Origin of the sequence: Streptomyces sp. NPDC017529 (assembly GCF_044329785.1) — a bacterium.
Classification (GTDB): Bacteria; Actinomycetota; Actinomycetes; order Streptomycetales; family Streptomycetaceae; genus Streptomyces.
Genome location: NZ_JBIRJY010000002.1, coordinates 240,548 through 259,535, shown reverse-complemented (window position 1 = coordinate 259,535; position 18,988 = coordinate 240,548). Strand labels below are relative to the sequence as shown.

Sequence of the window (18,988 nt, the reverse complement as noted above, 5' to 3'; positions counted from 1 at the left end):
CCGGTTACGCCCGCACCGTCCCCCGGTCAACCCGCCATTCCGGCCACCGGCCCGCACCTCACGCCCACTCCTCACATCCAGCCAACTCTTCCCAACTCCCTTGCTGGCAAAGGAAACCCGGAACAAACTGCTATGGCCGCCGATCAGTGGATCGCCGGTCCGCATTCCTACGAGGACGCGACGGGAGCAAGCATGCAGAACGGCACGTTCCTTTCCGGCAGGACCGCCCCCGGCGAAGGCTGGCAGAACTACCCCGACCGCAATGGCGACGGCGTTTACATCGATGTCGACACCAGCGCGGGCGGATTCACCGAGACCCCCGCCTATATCGCCGCGCTCACCGGCGACGACCGCATGTGGATGACCACCGGCGGAAACGCCGTCTACAACGCCACCCCCACCGGTTTCCGCATCTACGTCCGCCGCGTCGACCGCCAGCCCATCGACCCCGAGTACGCCGCCAAGAACGGCTGGCACATCGCCTGGCTCGCCGCCCAGACCTGACCCCCACCCGGCGGCCCCACCACTCACCGGCCCCCGCGGTGCCCGTCGCGGGGGCCGGTGCCGTGCCGACCCGTCAACCTCTGGCCGGTCGGTCAGGCCACGGCGGTCGTGTCGGACGTCGCGCGCCGGGTTGACCGGCGTTCCGTACCGCCGGTCTGCGTGAGATGGGAGACGACGCTCGCGTAGAAGCGGTCCACGGCTTCGTCGACACTGCGGATGAAGCCGGATTCCGCATTGCCGCGGGTGCTGCCCATGCCCTTGAAAAGGGAGAGCCTGAACCCGGTGATCGGCGAGCCGTCCTTGGGGAGAATGTCGCCCGGCTCGGGGCGCAGCCGTTCCAGGGTGCCGCGCGGGCCCCGGCCGTCTTCCACCAGGGTTTCCACGTGCAGATCCGCCGGTGCCTCGGCCAGCTGGCGGACCAGGCGCTTGGCCCAGCTGAGGGGATATCCCTGCTCGGGGGCCGGAACCTCGATGGACGTGCGCAGCTTCCCGGTCCGCAGATCCGCCGTGATCGCCAGGATGCCCGGAGTGGTGTCGATGCGCAGCTCGGCGTCGAGGCGGCCTTCCTCGCAGAGCCGGTCGGCAAGCGCGGCACGGCGGGTGACCTGGTCGGTGCCGCGCTTGGCGCGCTGGACGGGCAGCACCTTCTGGCCCAGTTCGCCGCCGAGCCGCAGGCAGACCTGGCGGATGAGCCGTTCCCAGCTCTCGACGACGGCCACGGCGCGCTCGTCGCCCTGGCAGAGGGTGTCGGTGTCGATGCCGTTGCGGACCGGCACCCAGGCCGGGCCCATGTTCTGGAAGCCGTGACAGCCGGAATTCTCGTGCTGGAGGTAGTGCAGCAGTTCCTGGAGCAACCAGGCGTGTGCCGCGTTGCCGACCCCTTCGTGGCGGATCAGCAGCTGTGCCTGGTGTGCCACTTCGGCCCAGGACAGGTGCCAGAGCGCGACCTTGTGTTTGCGGCGTCCGTCGGTCTTCACCTCGACCAGCGGGCTGCCTTCCAGCGCCACGTCGTTGGAGAGCGTGATCACGGCTTCGTAGCCGCGCCGGGCCGAGATGTCCATGTAGTCCTGGACCTGCTCGGACTTCAGGGAGTTGCCGTTGGTCTTCGTCTCGACCAGGGCGGTCCACAGCTTGCCGGCCCGTTCCACGCGTATGACCCCGTCCGGGCGCCGGGGCGTGTCTCCGTTCGGCAGCGTGACCTCGGTGAAGGTCTGCATATGACCGGCCGGGGCGCCGAACGCCGCGGTGAGCCGGCGGCCGAACTCGGGCACCTGCGCCATCACCGCCAGCAGTACCGACGTCGCGCGCATCTCCCGCTCCCGGTCGCTCTTGAGCGTGGGAACCGGGAACAGCCGGGACTGGCGCCAGGAGTCGTTCTCGGCGAGGGACTTCTTCGCCACCTTGGGCAGGGTGATCTTCTTCTTCGCCGTACGCGGACCACGGGAGCGGCGTTCGGCCGCCGGTGCCGGCCGCGGCGCGGGTACGGCTGCCGGCGCCTCGGCCGCCGGTGCCGGGACGACCACCGGAGCGGCGGCTGCTGTTTCCTCCACCGCCGTCGTCGCAGTAGCCGGTTGCGCCTTCACCAGCTCTTCCTCGTCCGCCGGCACCGGTTCTTCCTCTTCGTCCACGGTGATGCCGAAGTCCGTGGCCAGCCCGGCGAGCCCGGTGTCGTACCCCTGCCCGACAGCGCGGAACTTCCATTCCCCGCCCCGCCGGTACAACTCACCGAAGATGAACGCGCTCTCCGTCCCGGCGTCGGTGATGGAGAAGCCGAGCAGCGTATCGCCCGTACGGTCGGCGACCGTCACCCGCAGGTCGTCCAGCTCGCCGAAGCGGGCGGAGCCGTACTGGCTGGCCGCCACCACCAGGCGCTCGACATCGGGTGACACGGCGCTCAGGTCGATGATGACGCGGTCCTCGCTGCCGTTCGCCGTCGGCGTCTTACCCAGTAACTGCACACTGCCGTCCGCCGCGGCCGGGTTGTTGTAGAAGAAGAAGTCGGCGTCTCCGCGTACTTTGCCGTCGGCGCCCAGCAGAAGGATCGAGACGTCCGCATCCCCATTCCCCGACGCGCTGCTCCAACTCAGGCTCACCATCAGCGAACCGGCGTCCTCGCTCAGGGCCGCCAGACCGACATTGCCACCTTTGATCATTTCGTGCATGGAGCCCCCACAAATGCCGCCGCATCGAGGGGCACACCCGGCAGGCTGCTCTGTGGTGGTCTGCGATGCAGCACAACTCGGTGCGTACGACGCGAACCTTAATCCCGTATCAGGCGTTTCGGGAGGTACCGGGGTGGCTGGATGCCGGGATTTTGCAACCTTTGGACAACCTCAGGACATCCGCATGCGCACCAGCGCACACGCCACCGGAGCACTGCTCTGCTCCCCCCTCAGCCCGAAAACCCCATGCGTCCCGCAGCCCCGCCCTCTATCCTCGGCCTCATGTCCATGCCCCGGATTTCTTAGCTCGGATACCCGCCTTCGCGTCATAGGTGTGTCCTTGAGCTGTTCCGGAGCGTAATTTTATGATCACCGTGCGCGGTGCCGACGTGCGTGTCGGCGCCCGAATGCTGCTGTCCGACGTGTCCTTTCATGTGGCCCCCGGGGACCGGGTGGGCCTGGTGGGGCGTAACGGGGCGGGGAAGACGACGTTGCTCGACACCCTGGCGGGGCGGGTGCGGCCCGCTGCCGGGGACGTGATCCGTACGGGGAGTGTGGGGTATCTGCCGCAGGACTCCCGGGCGGCCGATCCGGCCGTTACCGTCACCGACCGGATTCTGTCCGCGCGCGGGCTGGACCGGGCGGCGCGCGACCTGCACCGGGCCGCCGACGCGCTGGCCGCGGCCGTGGGCGCGGCCGCGCAGGAGAAGGCGATGGCCGCGTACGCGCGGGCAGAGGACGCCTTCCAGGCGAGTGGCGGGTACGCGGCCGAGGCCGAGGCGGCGCGGGTCGCGGCCGGGGTGGGGCTGCCGGACCGGGTGATGGGGCAGCCGGTCGGCGCGCTGTCGGGCGGGCAGCGGCGCCGCGTGGAGCTGGCCCGCGTGCTGTTCGCCGGGCACCGCACTCTGCTGCTGGACGAGCCGACGAACCACCTCGACGCCGATTCGGTCGCCTGGCTGCGCGGTTTCCTCGCCGCCCACCGGGGCGGCCTGGTGGTGATCAGCCACGACACCGGGCTGCTCGCCGACACGGTCAACCGGGTCTTCCACCTCGACCCGGCGCGGGCCGCCATCGACGTCCACAACACCGGCTGGCACGCCTACCTCGCCCAGCGCGAGGCGGACGAGCGGCGCAGGGCGCGGGAGCGCGCCAATGCCGAGCGGAAGGCGGCGGCCCTGCACAGCCAGGCGGACAAGATGCGCGCGAACGTCGCGACGGCCGTCAGCGCGAAGAACATGGCACGTCGCGCTGACCGCATGCTCGCGGAGCTGGAGCCGGTGCGGCGGACCGAGAGGACCGCGCGCATCCGGCTGCCCGAGCCCGCGCCGTGCGGCCGGGTGCCGCTGGGGGCCGTGAGCCTGGCCAAGGCGTACGGGGAGCAGCCGGTGCTGCGCGGGGTGGACCTGGCCGTCGACCGGGGGAGCCGGCTGGTCGTGCTGGGGCTCAACGGCGCGGGCAAGACGACCTTGCTGCGGCTGCTGGCCGGGCGCGAGACCCCGGACTCGGGCCGTGTCGTGGCCGGGCACGGGCTGCGGCTGGGCTACTTCGCGCAGGAGCACGACACGCTGGACCCGGCCCGTACGGTACGGGAGAACCTGGCCGCCGCGGCGCCGCACCTCACCGACGGCGAGGCCCGGCACGTCCTCGGCTCGTTCCTCTTCTCGGGGGACGACGCGGACAAGCCGGCGGGGGTGCTCTCCGGCGGTGAGAAGACCCGGCTGGCGCTGGCCGGCCTGGTCCACTCGCGCGCCAACGTCCTGCTCCTGGACGAGCCGACCAACAACCTCGACCCGGCCTCCCGGGACGAGGTGCTGGGCGCGGTCGGCACCTATCCCGGCGCGATCGTGATGGTCACCCACGACCGGGGCGCCGTCGCGGCGCTCCGCCCCGACCGGGTGCTGATGCTCCCGGACGGCACGGAGGACCTGTGGGGGCGGGAGTACGCGGAACTGGTCGACCTGGCGTGAGGGGGCGGGCCCCCTCGGCGTCAGCCGCGCTTGCGGGCCTCGATGAGGAAACGGGTGGAGTGGGCCACGAACGGCCCCTCCGCCCGGATCCGCGCGTCCAGCTCGCGGAGCCGGTCGCGGTACCGGTCCACGGTGAAGCCCGGCACCATCCAGATCACCTTCCGCAGGAAGTAGATCACCGCGCCGATGTCGTGGAACTCGGTACGCAGGGACTCCGCGCGCAGGTCCACGACCTCCAGTCCGGCGGCCTCGGCCGCCCGGCTCTCGTCGTCGGGGTGGCGCTTGCGCCGTACCTCCTCGGGCTGCGGGCCGAGGAAGTACTCGACCAGCTCGAAGACGCTGGCCGGGCCGACGTGCTGGGCGAAGTACGTGCCGCCGGGGCGCAGTACGCGGGCGATCTCCGCCCACCACACGGTCGCCGGGTGCCGGCTGGTGACGAGGTCGAAGGCGTCGTCGGCGAAGGGCAGCGGCGGCTCGTCCGGGTCGGCGACGACGACCGCGCCGCGCGGGTGCAGCAGCCGGGTCGCCTTCGCGACGTTCGGGGGCCAGGACTCGGTGGCCACCATGACCGGCGGCAACGGCCCGGCGCCGGCCAGGACTTCGCCGCCGCCGGTCTGGATGTCCAACGCGGCGCTCGCGCGCGCCAGCCGGGCGCCGAGGGACCGCTGGTACCCCCAGGAGGGCCGCTGTTCACTGGCCCGCCCGTCAAGCCAGGAGAAGTCCCAGCCGTCCACGGATACGGACTCCGCCTCGGCCACCAGGTCGTCGAAGGTGCGTGGGGTCATGGGGGAATCGTCTCAGGCGAATGGGAGAGATTGCTACTTATTATGCCTATTGATGTGTTTTGTCGCTGATGCCGATGGTGTCGCCGGTGCCGATGGTGTCGAGGGCCGTCAGGACGTCCGCCGGTTCGGCGCGCTTGACGTAGTCGGGGTCGGCGAAGGCCCAGCGGACCGTGCCCGTGCGGTCGATGACGTAGGTGGCGGGCAGCGGCAGGGTGCGCGGGTGCCCGCCGTTGACGCGCTGCATCTCGAAGCCGAACGAGTCGTAGACGGCGGCCAGGTCCTCGGGCAGGTCGAAGGCGATGCCGTACCGCCCGGCGACCTCGGAGCCCACGTCGCTGAGCACGTCGAAGGCCAGCCCGTGCTTCTGGGTGAGGGTCAGGGACTCGTCGGGGACCTGCGGCGAGACGGCCACCAGGCGGGCACCGCGCGCGGTGATCGCGTCGTGGTGCTGCTGGAGGGCCCGCAGCGCGAGGTTGCAGTACGGGCACCAGGCGCCGCGGTAGAAGGTGAGCACGACCGGCCCCTCGGCGAGGAGGCCGCGCAGGGTCACGGTCCGGCCGTCCGCGGCGGGGAGCGTGAAGTCGGGGGCCGGGGCGCCGGGCCCGAGGGCCGCGTCGGCTGTGCCGGACTCGGCCAGTTCGCGCCCGGCGCGCTCCATGACGGCCCGGTCGGCGGCCGGTATGTCCGGATACCGGGACGTGAAGAAGGCGTGCAACTCGGCTGCAAGGGTCATGTGTTCACTCCACCCACATCTTGGAACGGTCGTTTCAAGTTACGGGCGGAGCGGTGCCCTTGCCAAGGGTTGGGCGGCGCTATCTTGGAACGGCTGATTCAAGAACGCGCGTACGTCGAGTACATCGAGTACATGAGGTGGAGGGCGGCGAACCCCGGCATGCCGGACATCAAACACTTCGACCCGGACGCGGCCCTGGAGGCCGTCGTGGGCCTGTTCTGGGAGCGGGGCGTCGCCGCGACCGGCATCCAGGACGTGGTGGACCGCACCGGCGTCAGCCGCTCCAGCCTGTACGCGACGTTCGGCGGCAAGCAGGACCTCTACCTGGCCGCCCTGCGCCGGTACGTCGATCAGTGGTCGCGGCCCGCCTTCGCGCGGCTGGCGGACGATCCGCGCGGCCTGCCGGCCGTCACCGAGTTCTTCGCCGAGCTGATCCGCCTGCGCTGCCGCGGCACGTACGCGCGCTGGGGCTGCTTCGTCGCCAACGCGCACACCGGCCCGTCGAGCGCCGAGCCCGGTGTACGCGAACTCCTTGAGGAGCACCATCAGTTGCTGTGCGACGCGATGCGCGCGGTGCTCGATACCGCCGCCGCGCTCGGCCAACTCGCCCCGGGCGCCGACCCGGGCGCCGCGGCCGAAACGCTGGCCCTCCTCGCGTACGGCGTGAACCTGCGCTCCCGTACGGGCGCCGACCCCGACGCCCTCGAAGCCACCGTGACGGCCGCGCTCGCACCGTACGCCAAACGGTGACCGCGCCGGGGCGTGTGGTCGGGGGAGCGGGACGGCCTGGCCGCTCACCCTGACGCGCGGGTCCGACGGGTCGGTGGTGACGGGTGGCCGGACGGGCCCGACGCGTAGCGGCAGCCGGTCCCGCGCCTGTCCTTCGCGTCGGCGAATACCGCCCTATCCCCGGCTCGACGCCCGTACCCGCAGCGACCAGTCGTGCCGGCGGACGGTGTGCGGCTCGGCGCGCCCGGCCAGGATGTCGCAGAGCAGGGCGGCACAGGCCCGCCCGTACGCGTCGGGACGCAGGTCGATCGCCGTCACGGGCGGCGTGCAGGCGCGCAGGGCCGCGCCGTCCACGCAGGAGGCGACGAGCAGGTCGCGGCCGGGCGCCAGGCCGAGCGCGGCGGCGGCCCGCAAGACGCCGGTGGCGGCGCCGTCGGGCGCGCAGAGCACCGCGTCGATGGCCGGATCGGCCGCCAGCAGGTCGGCCGTGGCCCGCGCCGCCTCGTCGGCGGTCGCGGCGAACGGCACGGTCCGTACGGTGACGCCGGTTCCGTGCGAACGTCCCCAGGTGTGCGCCGCCTCCCGTAGCGCGGTGGCCCACGCGGAGGTGCCGGCGGGCGCGAGCAGGGCGGGGCGCCGGGCGCCGTTCTCGTGTACGTGGTCCAGCAGCGCGGTCAGCGAGGCGGCGTTGTCGCAGACCACCGCGCCTGCCGGGGCGGTTGTCGGCCCGGGGTAGCGCTCGCCGGTGACGACGGGGACACCCGTGTCGAGCAGGCCGGGCACGGCCGCGTCGGCCGCCTCGGGGTCGATCACGAGCAGACCGTCCACGCGCGAGGCGAGCCGCCCGGCGGCGCCGCCGTCCGGGGCCAGCAGCACCACGTCCAGGCCGTCTTCCTGGGCGTGGTTCGCCACCCCGAAGGCGAGGGTCATGTAGAAGTCCAGCCGGGTCGCGGTGCGCGGCAGATGCAGGCCGATCGCGCCGGTGCTGGCCCGGCGCAGCCGCCGGGCGGCGCTGTTGGGCCGGTAGCCCAGCCGCTCGGCGGTGTCGCGGACCCGGCGGCGGGTGTCCTCCGCGACCCGGCCGGAGCCCTGGAGCGCGTCGGAGACGGTGCTCTTGGAGACGCCGGCGGCCCGTGCGACGTCGAGCAGGGTCACGGTGCGGGGGCTGGTCACGGGGCGAGAGTCTAGACGGTGGGGTCCGGGGCGGCTGCTGTGCCGGATCGTTCCGGCGATAGGGCGGCGCGGACGTGCCCGGCCCCTTGCCGGAACGTTCCGGCAGTCGTACATTGCCTGCTGCCGGAACGTTCCGGCAAGCCATCCCCGAGCCTTCCGCACCCCTCCTCTCCCCCAGGAGCCCCGATGCGCGTGATCACGGCCCTCACCCCACCCGCCTCGCCGACCCGCACCCGCCCGGCCGAACGCGCCGCGCTGCGCGTCGCCCTCGTCCAGCAGCGCTGGCACCGCGACCCCGGCGAACACCGCGCCGCCCTCAAGGAAGGCATCCGTCTGGCCGCCGCCGAGGGCGCCCGCGTCGTCTGCCTCCAGGAACTGACCCTCTCCCCGTACTTCGCGGTGCTCCGCAAGGCCGACCACCCGGCGCCCGCCGAGCCGGAGGACCTGCGCGCCGGCCCGACCGTCGCCTTCGCCGCCGAGGCCGCCCGTGAGTACGGCGTATACGTACACGCCTCCCTGTACGAACGGGCGGACGCCGCCCCCGGCCCCGACGGCACGGTGACGCCCGACGGCCTCGGCTACAACACCGCCGTCCTCGTCGCCCCGGACGGCACCCTCGCGGCCCGCACGCGCAAAACCCACATCCCCGTCTCCGAGGGCTACTACGAGGACCACTGGTTCCGTCCGGGCCCCGCCGGCCCCGACGCCTTCCCCACCGTCCCCGTCGAGAACGCCACCTTCGGCCTGCCCACCTGCTGGGACCAGTGGTTCCCCGAGCTGGCACGCGCCTACTCACTGGCCGGCGCCGACGTCCTGGTCTACCCCACCGCCATCGGCTCCGAGCCCGGCCACCCCGGCTTCGACACCCAGCCGCTGTGGCAAAAGGTGATCACCGGCAACGCCATCGCCAACGCCACCTTCATGATCGTTCCGAACCGCGTCGGCACCGAGGGCCCGCTCACCTTCTACGGCAGCTCCTTCATCGTCGACCCGTACGGCCGCGTCCTGGCCCAGGCGCCCCGCGACGAACCCGCCGTCCTGGTCGCCGACCTCGACCTGGACGCCCGCCGCGACTGGCTGGAGCTGTTCCCGTTCCTGGCCACGCGACGCCCGGACGCGTACGGGCCGCTGACGGCGACGGACTGACGTCCGGGCCGCAGCGGCTCACGCGCCGGGCTGCCCGGCTACTGCGCTACGCCGCGCTCAGAGGATCTTCTGTCCCGCTTCCAGGCGCTGGAGGGCGGCACGGGCCGCGCCGACGAAGTCCCAGAAGACCGGGTTCTGCGCCGTCTTCCGCCCCTCGGCGGTGTTGTGCGGGAACATCGACTTGCGCAGGTCCGTGGTGATCTCCAGCTGGGCGCCCTTGCCGAGCATCGTGCGGTTGGCGATGTTCTCCGGGTCGGTGCCGGCGAGGGCGGCGATGCCGGTGGCGTCCTGGGCGCGAATACCCACCGCCTTGAACTCGGCGACCAGGTACGACCGCAGGGTGGCGTTGAGGCCGCCGACGAGCACGGCCGGGGTGCCGGCCGGCAGCTGGGCCTGCTCGGGCTTGCAGCCGTGCAGGCTCAGGGCGTTCAGGCTCCCGGCGCACAGCGAGCGGGCGACGTGGTCGTCGCAGTTGGTGGAGGTGATGTGGAGTTTGCCGTTGTCCTCCTTGAGAAGCCCTTCGAACATCCAGTAGTCGAAGACCGGGCCCTGGGCCGGCCTGGGCGCGTTGTCCTTGGGGTCGTAACCGGCGATGGCGAGGCACAGCTCGGAGGTGCCGATCTCGATGCCGCCGCCGTGCGGGGCGAGGATCACCGACTTGGCGAAGCCGTGGCGCTTGTCGCGGTCGTCGTCGAACATCGCGTGGCGGCGGTGGCGGCGGGCGTAGTGCGTGCCCTCGACGAACGAGGGGTCCGCGTACAGGACGGTGTTGGACGCGATCTCCACGTCACTCGCGGCGGCCGTCGCGGCGTACGCGTCCGGCACGGTGAGCCCGGCGAGAAAAGGCGCGGCGGCGGTGGCCGTCGCGGCGGCCAGCAGGGTGCGTCTGCTGGGTGCGGGTATTGCGGGCATGGTGGGTCCCCCTGTCGAACTGCGTCGAAAGATACGGATAAGAGATACAGGGCCCGCGGGTCGGTCTACTACCCGGGCCGGCCCGGGCCGATCCGGACCTCCGGAAGGATCCGCCCCCGGGACGCCGCCCGGTCAGTCGAGGTACTGGGCCTCCCCGTTGCCGAGCGACCAGTCGGCGTCGGTGTTCTCGGTCAGGACGACGAACACGTTGCGCGGTTCCGTACCCGCGTACTCCTGGGCGAGCTCGGCGATACGCCGGTACAACACCCGCTTCTGCGCGGCCGGCCGGCCGCCCCGCAAGGTGATCGCCACGTACACGATGCCGTCGTCCCGCTGCACGCCGAGATAGGTGCCGTGCCGCAGGACGCCCCGCTCCCCGTCGTGCCCGGTCAGAACCTGGAAGTGATCGTCTGCCGGAAACCCCATCGCCTCACCCAGGGCCTCTTGGACGGCCCGCCCCAGTGCCTTCAGCCGCTGGGCGTCACATCCCATAGCGTCGATACGGACGAGTGGCATGGGGCCTCCAGGGGATTCGGTGACGTACCACGCCGACTGTACATACCAGTAGTTACAGTGGTGAGGGTGGGGTGTTGGGGTGTCCGCAGTGCCTGCAACGGGGCGGGAGCCGCACCGTGAGTCGAACCGTTCGGAGGCGGGGGCGCGTTCTCAGACAGGAAGCCTCCATCCCGGCCCTTCCGGGTCGCCGAGCCACACCCGTTGGCAGTCCGGGGTGACGGTGATACCGAAGCCGGACTGATGCGGAGCGCCGGCGGCCTGCCACGATGCAATGGCGGCCTCGACCAGGTCCCACAAGGCGAGCGGGCCACGCTCGATGACGGTCCACCCCTCGCCATCGGGACTGCGCCGGGTGCGCGCCTGCGATCCGGTGGACACGTCGATCAGCACCTGTTCGTCGCCGGCACCGAGACGGTGCGCGGAGGGAGCGGCCAGTTGACCGACGAACCGTCCGGTCCAGTCGTCGAGCAGCGCGGGGGAGACGCGGGTTTCGCGTTCGCTGCCGGGCAGCAGTTCGATGGTGCCGTGCGGCGGATGATCGTGCGGGCGCGCGATCATGAACGAGGTGTACCCGGGCAGGAACCGTCCGGTGGCGCCGCCCTTGTCGTCCACGGTGAGCAGGACGAGGCCGTACCCGCTCATCCAGCCGCTCAAGGTGACCAGGATGGTCCCGCCAGGGCGTACCTGCCGTAGCCATCGGTAGGGGATGTGGCGCACCGAGCAGGCCGCGACGAGCCTGTCGTACGGGGCGCGGCCGGGGGCACCGAGCAGGCCGTCGCCGACGATGAGGTGCGGGTGCCGGTCGAGCCCGGCGAGGGCTTTGCGGGCCCGCTCGGCAACGCGGGGGTCCACCTCGACGGAGGTCACGTCCTGTGCGCCGAGCACGGCACACAGGAGGGCCGTGGAGTACCCGGTTCCGGTGCCGATTTCGAGGACGCGGTCACCGGGTCCGGCGCCGGCCTGCTCGATCATCTGCACGACGAGCCCGGGCAGGGTGGAGGACGACGTCGGTGCGCCCTGTACGGGGACTGTGGCGTCTTCGGCGAGGACACCGTCGATCTGCGTCACCCATGTGGTGTTCTGGTTCGCCCAGCTTGACCACTGGGCGGGGTTGACATGGTCGCGGCGGACGGGGGTCCATGTGGTCGGGCCCGGGGGCTGACTGGGCCGGTAGATGGCGGGCCCGAGGAACGCCTCACGCGGCACGGCCTCAACTGCCGTGCGCCACACGGGCGTACGCAGCCACTCTTCGGCGACGAGCCGCTCGGCGAGGGCACGCCGCCGGGCGCCGGGGTCGGTCATGGGGTGGTGCCCTTCTGTAGGCAGTCGGCGAGTGCGGACGTGATGGCCGCGCAGGTGGGGGGATCGACGAAGGCCCACTGGCCGTTCGGGTTGGTCTCCAGCCAGACCCATTGCCCGTCCGCGGTCAGGGCGAAGTCGAAAGCACCGAAGGACAGGCCGAAGACATCGAGGTAGGCGTGTACGGCGTTGCGGATGGCTGGGGGCGTGGGGACGGGAGTGAAGGTCAGCAGGTCTTGCCGCTGGCGCCAGTCGAGGTGTTCGCCGGCGTTGTCGATGCGGGTGGCGAAGACTTCTTCGCCGACGGCGGCGAGCCTGATGTCGGCGACCTTCGGTACGCGCGCTTGGAAGAGGTGCGGGCAGGTGCTCACCCGGTCGTCGATCTCGTCCGGGGAGACGGTCTTGACCCAGATGGTCCGTCCGCTGCCGTCCTCCGCGGCGAGGTGTACGCCGCGTACGGGCTTGTAGACGGCGGGGGAGTGATCGTCGACGAAACGGCGCGCGGCGCACGGGTCGTTGGTGACCAGAGTGGGCGGGGCGGTGAGCCCGGTCCGCGCGGCGGCGGCGAGCTGGGCGGGTTTGTATTCGGCGTCACGGTTCCGCCAAGGGTGGTTGACGTACGAAGCCGTGGGGAGGGAGGCGAGAACGCCGGTGTATCCGGCTCCGGACTGCGAGTTGGAGAAGCGCGTTGCCGAGGGTTCGCCGGAGCTGGTGCTGCCGTACGGGGTCGGGCGGCGCCAGTAGACGGACCGCACGGCTGACAGATCGAGCCGACGCGTGGATGTGTTGATGGCGCCCCGTAGGCCAGCGTCGTAGAACGCTGCGGCCATGCGGGCGCCGGCGGGGAAGTCGACGCTCGGGTCGAGCCGCACAACGCCGGCTCCTCGCCTGTGCAGTTCGGAGATCACCAGGTCCGCGGTGACATCACCGAGGGCGGTGACGACGAGTACGGGCGGCGTACCCATGTCAGTCGGAGTCGGTGTCGTGGATCAGGTCATCGTCCTGGGGCGCCGGAGGGTACTTCCCTCCGCCGTCGCCGCCTGTCTGCGTCTGGGTCGCGGTGTCCGTTCCGGTGCCGTGCTTGGGCATGTCGAGCCGGAGGCCGTCGGCGGTGAAGTATTGACTGGTCTGCGAGGCAGGGTCGATGTCGAGGCTGCTGTACGGGAGTTGGGTCGAGTTCGGGTAAGGGGCCAGTCGTGACATTCCCCATGGCGTTACCAGCTCTTGAGTCACGGTACTGCCTTTCGTCTGAATAGCGTTGCCCGCTCCCGGTCAGATATACGGGAACTGGGTAGGCCCGCGCCCTTCAGGGGCGGTGGCGTACGGGGAAGGTAGCGCCACCCGAAATCAGCCTGCAAGGGTGTACCGGTACAAACATGCAGACCGGCATGAGCAAAAACCCCCACCTGGCTGGGCGGGGGTGTGCTCGCGCAGTACTGGTGTGCGAGGGGTGAAGCTAGTTGACCGGGTTGTCGAACTCTCCGTTCTTCACGCTCCCGATGAACGCAGCCATCTTCGTGCGCGTGGTCGATATCGTGCTGCCGGGCTCGTCGCTTTCGCGCATCATGACGTTGCCCTCGTGCAGCGCGACCTCGACGCAGTTCTCCCCACCGCCCCCGGAGAAGGAGGACTTCTGCCAATTGATCACGGCGGTTGTGTTCACGTCCGTCTGCCTCACATTTCTTTTGCGATGCGGTGGGTAAGCCGTCTCGACTCTGCTTCGTCGAGAGACGCGCGGTGGGCGATGTCGAGCAAGCCGTCGTACTTCCTCAAGTCGGCCTCTGCGTCGAGGAACCTGCCGCCGAATGCCGCATCGATCTGCACGGTGTCGAGTTGCGGAACGGTTCCGTGTGCGTACATGACCGGCTGAGTGACCTCGATGAACCTCTCGTTCGTAAACGGGATCACCCGTACGGTCACCGTGGACAGGTGTGAGACCTCGATGAGGTATTCGAGCTGATTGCGTGCAACCCTGCGTCCGCCGAACCTCATGCGCAGGGCGGCCTCGTGCAGGATCGCCGTGTACGGGGTGGGTGCCGATCCCTCGAAAGTCGCTCGCCGCTTGAGCCGATGCTCGACGCGAGTTTCCACCTCGTCCGGCGGCAATGTCGGCGTCACGCCCTCGAACAGCGCCCGCGCGTAGGTCTCGGTCTGGAACGGGCCGGGCATGGTGGTCGACTGCAATGTGCGGATCGCCGTCGCGTGCAATTCGAGTTCGGCAATGTCCAACCACCCGGGGGCCAGGACGCCTCGGTAATCGTCGAACCAGTGTGTTCCCCTGCGTTCGGCCGAAATCTCGCACAAGGCGTTGATGAGGGACTTGTCGTCGCACTGGTAAAAGGTGGCCAAGCGGCGAATGCGTTCCTCACTGATTCCGAGCCGGCCGGCCTCGATGTTGCTGATACGGGCCGCATCAGTGGAAAGCAGGCCACCGGACTCGCGCGCCGTCTTGCCGGCCCGCTCGCGCAGCTTCCGAAGCTCGACACCGAGTCGAATCTGTCGGGCGGTCGGATTGTCCCTCGGTGGCATGTGTCCCTTCCCCTTGTCATCTCTGAGTGTGCCGGGAACGGCGGCACAGGTCCACCTACGGGGACTCTTTCGAGTTACAGGGTTGTACCGGTGCAGGTTTGCATCCTATGGTCCCAGCAGCATCGCGCCGCACGCCGGATATCCGAAGTGCAGCCGCTCAAGCGCGTGTTCGAGCGCGTCTGTGCGGTCAGAGCCACGGCGGCGCGCAGCGCGTCACACCGCGTTGGGAGACGTAGCCATGACTCTCGCATCCCCGGAACGAACCCCCGCATTCGCCGGAGCGCGTCGCTCGTTCCGGTTCGACCTGCCCAACGGTGCCACCGCGCCGATAATCGCCCGGGCCGTGGTGACGGACCTGATGTCCCTGTGTGGTTGCGCCGAACTCGTGGGTGATTCGCGGGTGTTGGTCAGCGAGCTGGTCACGAACGTGTACCGGCACACCCGGACGGCCGTCGTACGCCTCGATGTGGCCGTGAACCCCGATTACGTACGCGTGGCCGTGTGGGACGACGCTCCGCGCAGTCGGCTTCTCAGCCTGCCTGTCCCGGCCTATGGCGATTCGGGGCGCGGGCTGGTCCTCGTCGAGAGTCTGGCGTCGCGGTGGGGCATCTACCGGCCCAACACCGAAAGCCGCTCCCGTAAGGGCGTGTGGTTCGTGCTCGACAGGGAGGGGCGGGACGGGGGCGTTCCCTAGCCGGGGCGGCGGTGGGCGGCCCCGGGCAGGGGCCGCCCACCCGGGGTCACTTCCCGAGCAGCCCCGGCAGCGCAGCCAGCGTCTCCGGCAGCTGATCGGCTGGGAGGCCACCGCCCTGGGCCAGTTCGGGGGAGCCGCCACCTCGCCCCTTCAGCAGGCGCTTGACCAGGTCGGATGCGGAGCTGCCCGTCTCGCGTCCGGCCTTGTTCAGGGCGACGACCAGGGCCGCCTTGCCGTCCGCCGCCGAGCCGACGGCCACCGCGGCGGGCTGTCCGGCCGGCATCCGGTCGCGTACGGCCATGGCCAGCGCGCGGGCCGCGTCGGCGCCGCCGTCCGCGGTGGCCGTGACCACGCGGAAGCCGCCTGCCTGTACGGCCGAGTCGGCCAGGGCGGCGGCGCGCGCCACGGTGGCCTGTTGCCGCAGCCGCTGGTTCTCTCGGTCGCTCGCCTTCAGGCGTTCCAGCAATCCGGCGACCCGGTCCGGCAGTTCGGCGCGCGGGCCCTGGAGCTGTTCGGCGAGCTGGGTGACCAGGTCGCGTTCGCGGGCCAGGTAGCCGAAGCCCTCGATGCCGACGGAGGCCTCCAGGCGGCGCATTCCGGCGCCTACGGAGGATTCGGCGGTGAGGGCGACGACGCCCACCTGGGACGCGTGGGCGACGTGGGTGCCGCCGCAGAGTTCCCGGGACCAGGCGCCGCCGATCTCGACGACCCGTACCTTCTCGCCGTACGTCTCGTCGAAGAGCGCGAGTGCGCCCAGTTCCTTGGCCTCCGGGAGCGTCATCCACTTCACGCCCACCGGCAGGTCGCGGCGGAGCGCCCGGTTGGCGGCCTCCTCGATCTCGCTGCGGGCGGTGGCGGACAGGCCGCCGCGCCAGGGGAAGTCCAGGCGCAGGTAGCCGGGGCGGTTGTACGAGCCGGACTGGAGGGCCGTCGGGCCGAGGATTTCGCGGAGGGCGGCGTGGAGTACGTGGGTGCCGGAGTGGGCCTGGCGGGCACCGAGGCGCCACTCGGGGTCCACGGCCGCGTGGAGGGCGGCGCCGAGGGCGAGTTCGCCGGCGGTGACGCGCACCTGGTGGGCGACCAGGCCGGGGAGGGGGCGCTGTACGTCGAGCACCTCGGCCTCCACCGAGGTGCCGGAGAGGCGTCCGGCGTCGCTGTCCTGGCCGCCGGACTCGGCGTAGAAGGGGGTGCGGTCGAGGATGACGGTGGCGATGTCACCCTCGCGGGCTACGGGGACCGGCCCTTGGGCGCCGAGGACGGCCAGCACCTTGGAGTCGGTCTCCAGGGTGTCCCAGGCTCGCCAGTCGGTGGGGCCGTGCTCGTCCAGGACCGTACGGAGGGCCGACGTGTCCACGGCGCCGCCCGACTTGCGGGCGCGCGCGTCGGCGCGGGCCCGTTCGCGCTGCTCGCGCATGAGGGCCGCGAAGCCCTCGCGGTCCACCTCTACGCCCTGTTCGGCGGCCATCTCCAGCGTGAGGTCGATGGGGAAGCCGTAGGTGTCGTGGAGGAGGAAGGCTTGTTTGCCGGGGAGGGAGCGGCCGCCCTCCGCCTTGACCCTGGTGACGGCGGTGTCCAGGACGGCCGTGCCCTGGCGCAGGGTCGCGCGGAAGGCGTCCTCCTCGCCGGCGGCCTGGTCGGCGATCCGGTCGTAGGACTCGGCGACCTCCGGGTAGCCGGCGGCCATGCAGTCGCGGGCGACCGCGAGGAGTTCCCGCAGGGCGCGGTCCTCGTAGCCGAGCTGGCGCATCGAGCGGACGGCGCGGCGCAGGATGCGGCGCAGCACGTAGCCGCGGCCCTCGTTGCCGGGCGTGGTGCCGTCGGCGAGCAGCATGAGGGCCGTACGGACGTGGTCGGCCACGACGCGCAGCCGTACGTCGTTCTGCTCGTCGTCGCCGTAGCGGACGCCGGCGAGCGCGGCGGCGCGGTCCAGGATCGGGCGGGTCTCGTCGATCTCGTAGAGGTTGTCGACGCCCTGGAGGAGGGTGGCCATCCGTTCCAGGCCCATGCCGGTGTCGATGTTCCGGCGGGGGAGTTCGCCGAGGATCGGGTAGCCGGACTTGCCGGTGCCCTCGCCACGCTCGTACTGCATGAAGACGAGGTTCCAGAACTCCATGTACCGGTCCTCGTCCACCTCCGGGCCGCCCGCCCGGCCGAACTTCGGCCCCCGGTCGTAGTACAGCTCCGAGCAGGGGCCGCACGGTCCCGGCACGCCCATCGACCAGAAGTTGTCCTCGTCCCCGCGCGAGACGATGCGCTCCTCGGGCAGGCCGGAGATCTCGCGCCACAGGGCGCGCGCCTCGTCGTCGGTGTGGTGCACGGTGACCCAGACGCGGTCGGGGTCGAGTCCGTACCCGCCGTCGGCGATGGGGGTGGTGGACAGCTCCCAGGCGAAGCGGATGGCGTCTTCCTTGAAGTAGTCGCCGAGGGAGAAGTTGCCGTTCATCTGGAAGAAGGAGCCGTGCCGGGTGGTGCGGCCGACCTCTTCGATGTCCAGGGTGCGCACGCACTTCTGCACGCTGGCCGCCCGCGGCCAGGGCGCCGCCATCTCGCCGGTCAGATACGGCTTGAAGGGCACCATGCCCGCGTTGACGAACAGCAGCGTAGGGTCCGGTGTCGGCAGCGGGGCGCTGGGGACGACGGTGTGGCCGCGCTCGGCGAAGAAGTCGAGGAAGCGGGTGCGGATCTCGGCGGTACGCAAAGGGGGCTCCGGGCGGTCGGGGGAGGAGGTGGGGGCGGGCGCGGCGGCTGTTACGCGGCGGCCTGCGCTGCCCTGGCCACCGGGTGCAGGGCCGCGTACTCCAGCGGCGCCGACGGGTCGGTCGAGAGGTCCAGCGGAGCCGGCTCGGCGCCCGCCCGTACGAGGAGGTCACCGACGGCGGCGATCATCGCGCCGTTGTCCGTGCACAGCCGCAGGGGCGGTACCCGCAACGTAATGCCCGCCGCGTGGCAGCGCTCCTCGGCGAGGGACCGCACGCGCGAGTTGGCGGCGACGCCGCCCACCACTACCAGAGTGCCCACGCCGTGCTCCTTGCAGGCCGCGACGGCCTTGCGGGTCAGCACGTCGGCCACTGCCTCTTGGAGGGAGGCCGCGCCGTCCGCCACGGGCAGCTCTTGGCCGGAGTGGCGTTCGGCCCAGCGCGCGGCGGCCGTCTTCAAACCGGAGAAGGAAAAGCCGTACGGGTCGTCGCGCGGCCCGGTCAGCGGGCGCGGGAACGCGACGGCCTTCGGGTCGCCCTCGCGCGCCGCCCGGTCGATCGCCGGTCCGCCCGGGTACGGCAGCCCGAAGACCCGCGCCACCTTGTCGAAGCACTCCCCGGCGGCATCGTCGAGGGTGTCGCCGAGGTGCACGATCGGGTCGCGTGCGAGGTCCCGTACGAGGAGGAGGGAGGTGTGGCCGCCGGAGACGATCAGCACCATGCAGGGGTTGGGGAGCGGGCCGTGCTCCAAGGTGTCGGCGGCGACGTGGCCGGCGAGGTGGTGCACCCCGTACAGCGGCACGCCCAGCCCGTAGGCCAGGCCCTTGGCGCCGGCCAGGCCCACCTGGAGGGCGCCCGACAGGCCGGGTCCTGTGGTCACGGCCACCGCGCCGATGTCGGCCATGGTCAGGCCCGCGTCGTCGAGCGCGCGGCGCACGACGGGCGTCAGGGAGTGCACGTGCGCGCGGGCCGCGATCTCGGGTACGACGCCGCCGTAGCGCGCGTGCTCGTCCATGCTCGACGCCACCGCGTGCCCGAGCAGCTGCCCGTCCCGGACGATTCCCGCCCCGGTCTCGTCGCAGGACGACTCGATGCCCAGCACCACTGGAGAGCCTGGAGATGCCACCGCACCGCTCCTTCGTT

18 protein-coding genes are annotated in these 18,988 nt (G+C 71.4%); 5 read left to right on the top strand and 13 right to left on the bottom strand.

What is annotated here, in order from left to right:
- Window positions 1-132: 132 nt before the first annotated feature.
- On the top strand, window positions 133-504 hold the full coding sequence (locus tag ACH4K4_RS04850; RefSeq protein WP_398164851.1) for a hypothetical protein: 372 nt from the start codon (window positions 133-135) through the stop codon (window positions 502-504).
- A 92-nt stretch (window positions 505-596) separates the two neighbouring features.
- On the opposite strand, the gene ACH4K4_RS04845 is transcribed toward ACH4K4_RS04850, so the two are convergent.
- A complete protein-coding gene (locus ACH4K4_RS04845) occupies window positions 597-2,657 on the bottom strand; it encodes a TerD family protein (RefSeq protein WP_398165404.1) in 2,061 nt (686 codons plus the stop codon).
- 374 nt (window positions 2,658-3,031) lie between these two features.
- On the opposite strand from ACH4K4_RS04845, the gene ACH4K4_RS04840 reads away from it, so the two are divergent.
- Window positions 3,032-4,633 carry an ABC-F family ATP-binding cassette domain-containing protein gene (locus ACH4K4_RS04840; RefSeq protein WP_398164849.1) on the top strand — a complete coding sequence of 534 codons (1,602 nt, stop codon included), beginning with the start codon at window positions 3,032-3,034 and terminating at the stop codon, window positions 4,631-4,633.
- Between the two features lie 20 nt (window positions 4,634-4,653).
- On the opposite strand, the gene ACH4K4_RS04835 is transcribed toward ACH4K4_RS04840, so the two are convergent.
- A complete protein-coding gene (locus tag ACH4K4_RS04835) occupies window positions 4,654-5,418 on the bottom strand; it encodes a class I SAM-dependent methyltransferase (protein ID WP_398164848.1) in 765 nt (254 codons plus the stop codon).
- 46 nt (window positions 5,419-5,464) lie between these two features.
- Complete coding sequence (locus ACH4K4_RS04830; protein WP_398164846.1) at window positions 5,465-6,151, bottom strand: peroxiredoxin-like family protein; 687 nt, start codon at window positions 6,149-6,151, stop codon at window positions 5,465-5,467.
- A 159-nt stretch (window positions 6,152-6,310) separates the two neighbouring features.
- Here ACH4K4_RS04830 and ACH4K4_RS04825 point away from each other — a divergent pair, with 159 nt between their 5' ends.
- Window positions 6,311-6,901, top strand: coding sequence for a TetR/AcrR family transcriptional regulator (locus ACH4K4_RS04825; RefSeq protein ID WP_398165403.1), 591 nt, complete (start codon window positions 6,311-6,313; stop codon window positions 6,899-6,901).
- A 153-nt stretch (window positions 6,902-7,054) separates the two neighbouring features.
- On the opposite strand, the gene ACH4K4_RS04820 is transcribed toward ACH4K4_RS04825, so the two are convergent.
- Window positions 7,055-8,053 (bottom strand): LacI family DNA-binding transcriptional regulator, encoded by a 999-nt coding sequence (locus tag ACH4K4_RS04820; RefSeq protein WP_398164844.1) that lies wholly within the window; start codon window positions 8,051-8,053, stop codon window positions 7,055-7,057.
- 186 nt (window positions 8,054-8,239) lie between these two features.
- Between ACH4K4_RS04820 and ACH4K4_RS04815 the strand changes: the two genes are divergently transcribed.
- The gene (locus tag ACH4K4_RS04815) at window positions 8,240-9,199 is read left to right on the top strand and encodes a carbon-nitrogen hydrolase (protein WP_398164843.1); all 960 of its coding nucleotides are present in this window, start codon (window positions 8,240-8,242) and stop codon (window positions 9,197-9,199) included.
- Between the two features lie 57 nt (window positions 9,200-9,256).
- Here ACH4K4_RS04815 and ACH4K4_RS04810 read toward each other — a convergent pair whose 3' ends face one another.
- The 7 genes from ACH4K4_RS04810 to ACH4K4_RS04780 all read right to left on the bottom strand — a co-directional run bounded on the left by ACH4K4_RS04810 (window position 9,257) and on the right by ACH4K4_RS04780 (window position 14,455).
- Complete coding sequence (locus tag ACH4K4_RS04810) at window positions 9,257-10,111, bottom strand: poly-gamma-glutamate hydrolase family protein (protein ID WP_398164842.1); 855 nt, start codon at window positions 10,109-10,111, stop codon at window positions 9,257-9,259.
- 132 nt (window positions 10,112-10,243) lie between these two features.
- On the bottom strand, window positions 10,244-10,627 hold the full coding sequence (locus ACH4K4_RS04805; RefSeq protein WP_398164841.1) for a tautomerase family protein: 384 nt from the start codon (window positions 10,625-10,627) through the stop codon (window positions 10,244-10,246).
- 150 nt (window positions 10,628-10,777) lie between these two features.
- A complete protein-coding gene (gene tgmC / locus ACH4K4_RS04800) occupies window positions 10,778-11,929 on the bottom strand; it encodes an ATP-grasp peptide maturase system methyltransferase (protein ID WP_398164839.1) in 1,152 nt (383 codons plus the stop codon).
- Window positions 11,926-12,891, bottom strand: a complete 966-nt coding sequence (gene tgmB / locus ACH4K4_RS04795) for an ATP-grasp ribosomal peptide maturase (RefSeq protein WP_398164838.1) — start codon at window positions 12,889-12,891, stop codon at window positions 11,926-11,928. The genes tgmC and tgmB overlap by 4 nt, the downstream gene beginning before the upstream one ends.
- A gap of 1 nt (window position 12,892) precedes the next feature.
- Window positions 12,893-13,129 (bottom strand): putative ATP-grasp-modified RiPP, encoded by a 237-nt coding sequence (tgmA, locus tag ACH4K4_RS04790; protein WP_398164836.1) that lies wholly within the window; start codon window positions 13,127-13,129, stop codon window positions 12,893-12,895.
- A gap of 253 nt (window positions 13,130-13,382) precedes the next feature.
- Window positions 13,383-13,574 carry a DUF397 domain-containing protein gene (locus ACH4K4_RS04785; protein WP_398164835.1) on the bottom strand — a complete coding sequence of 64 codons (192 nt, stop codon included), beginning with the start codon at window positions 13,572-13,574 and terminating at the stop codon, window positions 13,383-13,385.
- Between the two features lie 26 nt (window positions 13,575-13,600).
- Window positions 13,601-14,455 carry a helix-turn-helix domain-containing protein gene (locus ACH4K4_RS04780; RefSeq protein ID WP_398164833.1) on the bottom strand — a complete coding sequence of 285 codons (855 nt, stop codon included), beginning with the start codon at window positions 14,453-14,455 and terminating at the stop codon, window positions 13,601-13,603.
- Between the two features lie 238 nt (window positions 14,456-14,693).
- On the opposite strand from ACH4K4_RS04780, the gene ACH4K4_RS04775 reads away from it, so the two are divergent.
- Window positions 14,694-15,149, top strand: coding sequence for an ATP-binding protein (locus tag ACH4K4_RS04775; protein ID WP_398164832.1), 456 nt, complete (start codon window positions 14,694-14,696; stop codon window positions 15,147-15,149).
- Between the two features lie 46 nt (window positions 15,150-15,195).
- On the opposite strand, the gene alaS is transcribed toward ACH4K4_RS04775, so the two are convergent.
- Together alaS and tsaD are read right to left on the bottom strand one after the other, a co-directional pair.
- Window positions 15,196-17,847: an alanine--tRNA ligase gene (gene alaS / locus ACH4K4_RS04770; RefSeq protein ID WP_398164831.1), complete on the bottom strand. Its 2,652-nt coding sequence runs from the start codon at window positions 17,845-17,847 to the stop codon at window positions 15,196-15,198.
- A 50-nt stretch (window positions 17,848-17,897) separates the two neighbouring features.
- Complete coding sequence (tsaD, locus tag ACH4K4_RS04765; protein WP_398164830.1) at window positions 17,898-18,971, bottom strand: tRNA (adenosine(37)-N6)-threonylcarbamoyltransferase complex transferase subunit TsaD; 1,074 nt, start codon at window positions 18,969-18,971, stop codon at window positions 17,898-17,900.
- Window positions 18,972-18,988 lie beyond the last annotated feature (17 nt).

Excerpts from the sequence above, each read along its gene's own strand:
- ACH4K4_RS04850 (WP_398164851.1), top strand. The coding sequence starts at position 133 with ATGGCCGCCGATCAGTGGATCGCCGGTCCGCATTCCTACGAGGACGCG.
- ACH4K4_RS04845 (WP_398165404.1), bottom strand. The coding sequence starts at position 2,657 with ATGATCAAAGGTGGCAATGTCGGTCTGGCGGCCCTGAGCGAGGACGCC.
- ACH4K4_RS04840 (WP_398164849.1), top strand. The coding sequence starts at position 3,032 with ATGATCACCGTGCGCGGTGCCGACGTGCGTGTCGGCGCCCGAATGCTG.
- ACH4K4_RS04835 (WP_398164848.1), bottom strand. The coding sequence starts at position 5,418 with ATGACCCCACGCACCTTCGACGACCTGGTGGCCGAGGCGGAGTCCGTA.
- ACH4K4_RS04830 (WP_398164846.1), bottom strand. The coding sequence starts at position 6,151 with ATGACCCTTGCAGCCGAGTTGCACGCCTTCTTCACGTCCCGGTATCCG.
- ACH4K4_RS04825 (WP_398165403.1), top strand. The coding sequence starts at position 6,311 with ATGCCGGACATCAAACACTTCGACCCGGACGCGGCCCTGGAGGCCGTC.
- ACH4K4_RS04815 (WP_398164843.1), top strand. The coding sequence starts at position 8,240 with ATGCGCGTGATCACGGCCCTCACCCCACCCGCCTCGCCGACCCGCACC.
- ACH4K4_RS04810 (WP_398164842.1), bottom strand. The coding sequence starts at position 10,111 with ATGCCCGCAATACCCGCACCCAGCAGACGCACCCTGCTGGCCGCCGCG.
- ACH4K4_RS04805 (WP_398164841.1), bottom strand. The coding sequence starts at position 10,627 with ATGCCACTCGTCCGTATCGACGCTATGGGATGTGACGCCCAGCGGCTG.
- tgmC (WP_398164839.1), bottom strand. The coding sequence starts at position 11,929 with ATGACCGACCCCGGCGCCCGGCGGCGTGCCCTCGCCGAGCGGCTCGTC.
- tgmB (WP_398164838.1), bottom strand. The coding sequence starts at position 12,891 with ATGGGTACGCCGCCCGTACTCGTCGTCACCGCCCTCGGTGATGTCACC.
- tgmA (WP_398164836.1), bottom strand. The coding sequence starts at position 13,129 with ATGTCACGACTGGCCCCTTACCCGAACTCGACCCAACTCCCGTACAGC.
- ACH4K4_RS04780 (WP_398164833.1), bottom strand. The coding sequence starts at position 14,455 with ATGCCACCGAGGGACAATCCGACCGCCCGACAGATTCGACTCGGTGTC.
- ACH4K4_RS04775 (WP_398164832.1), top strand. The coding sequence starts at position 14,694 with ATGACTCTCGCATCCCCGGAACGAACCCCCGCATTCGCCGGAGCGCGT.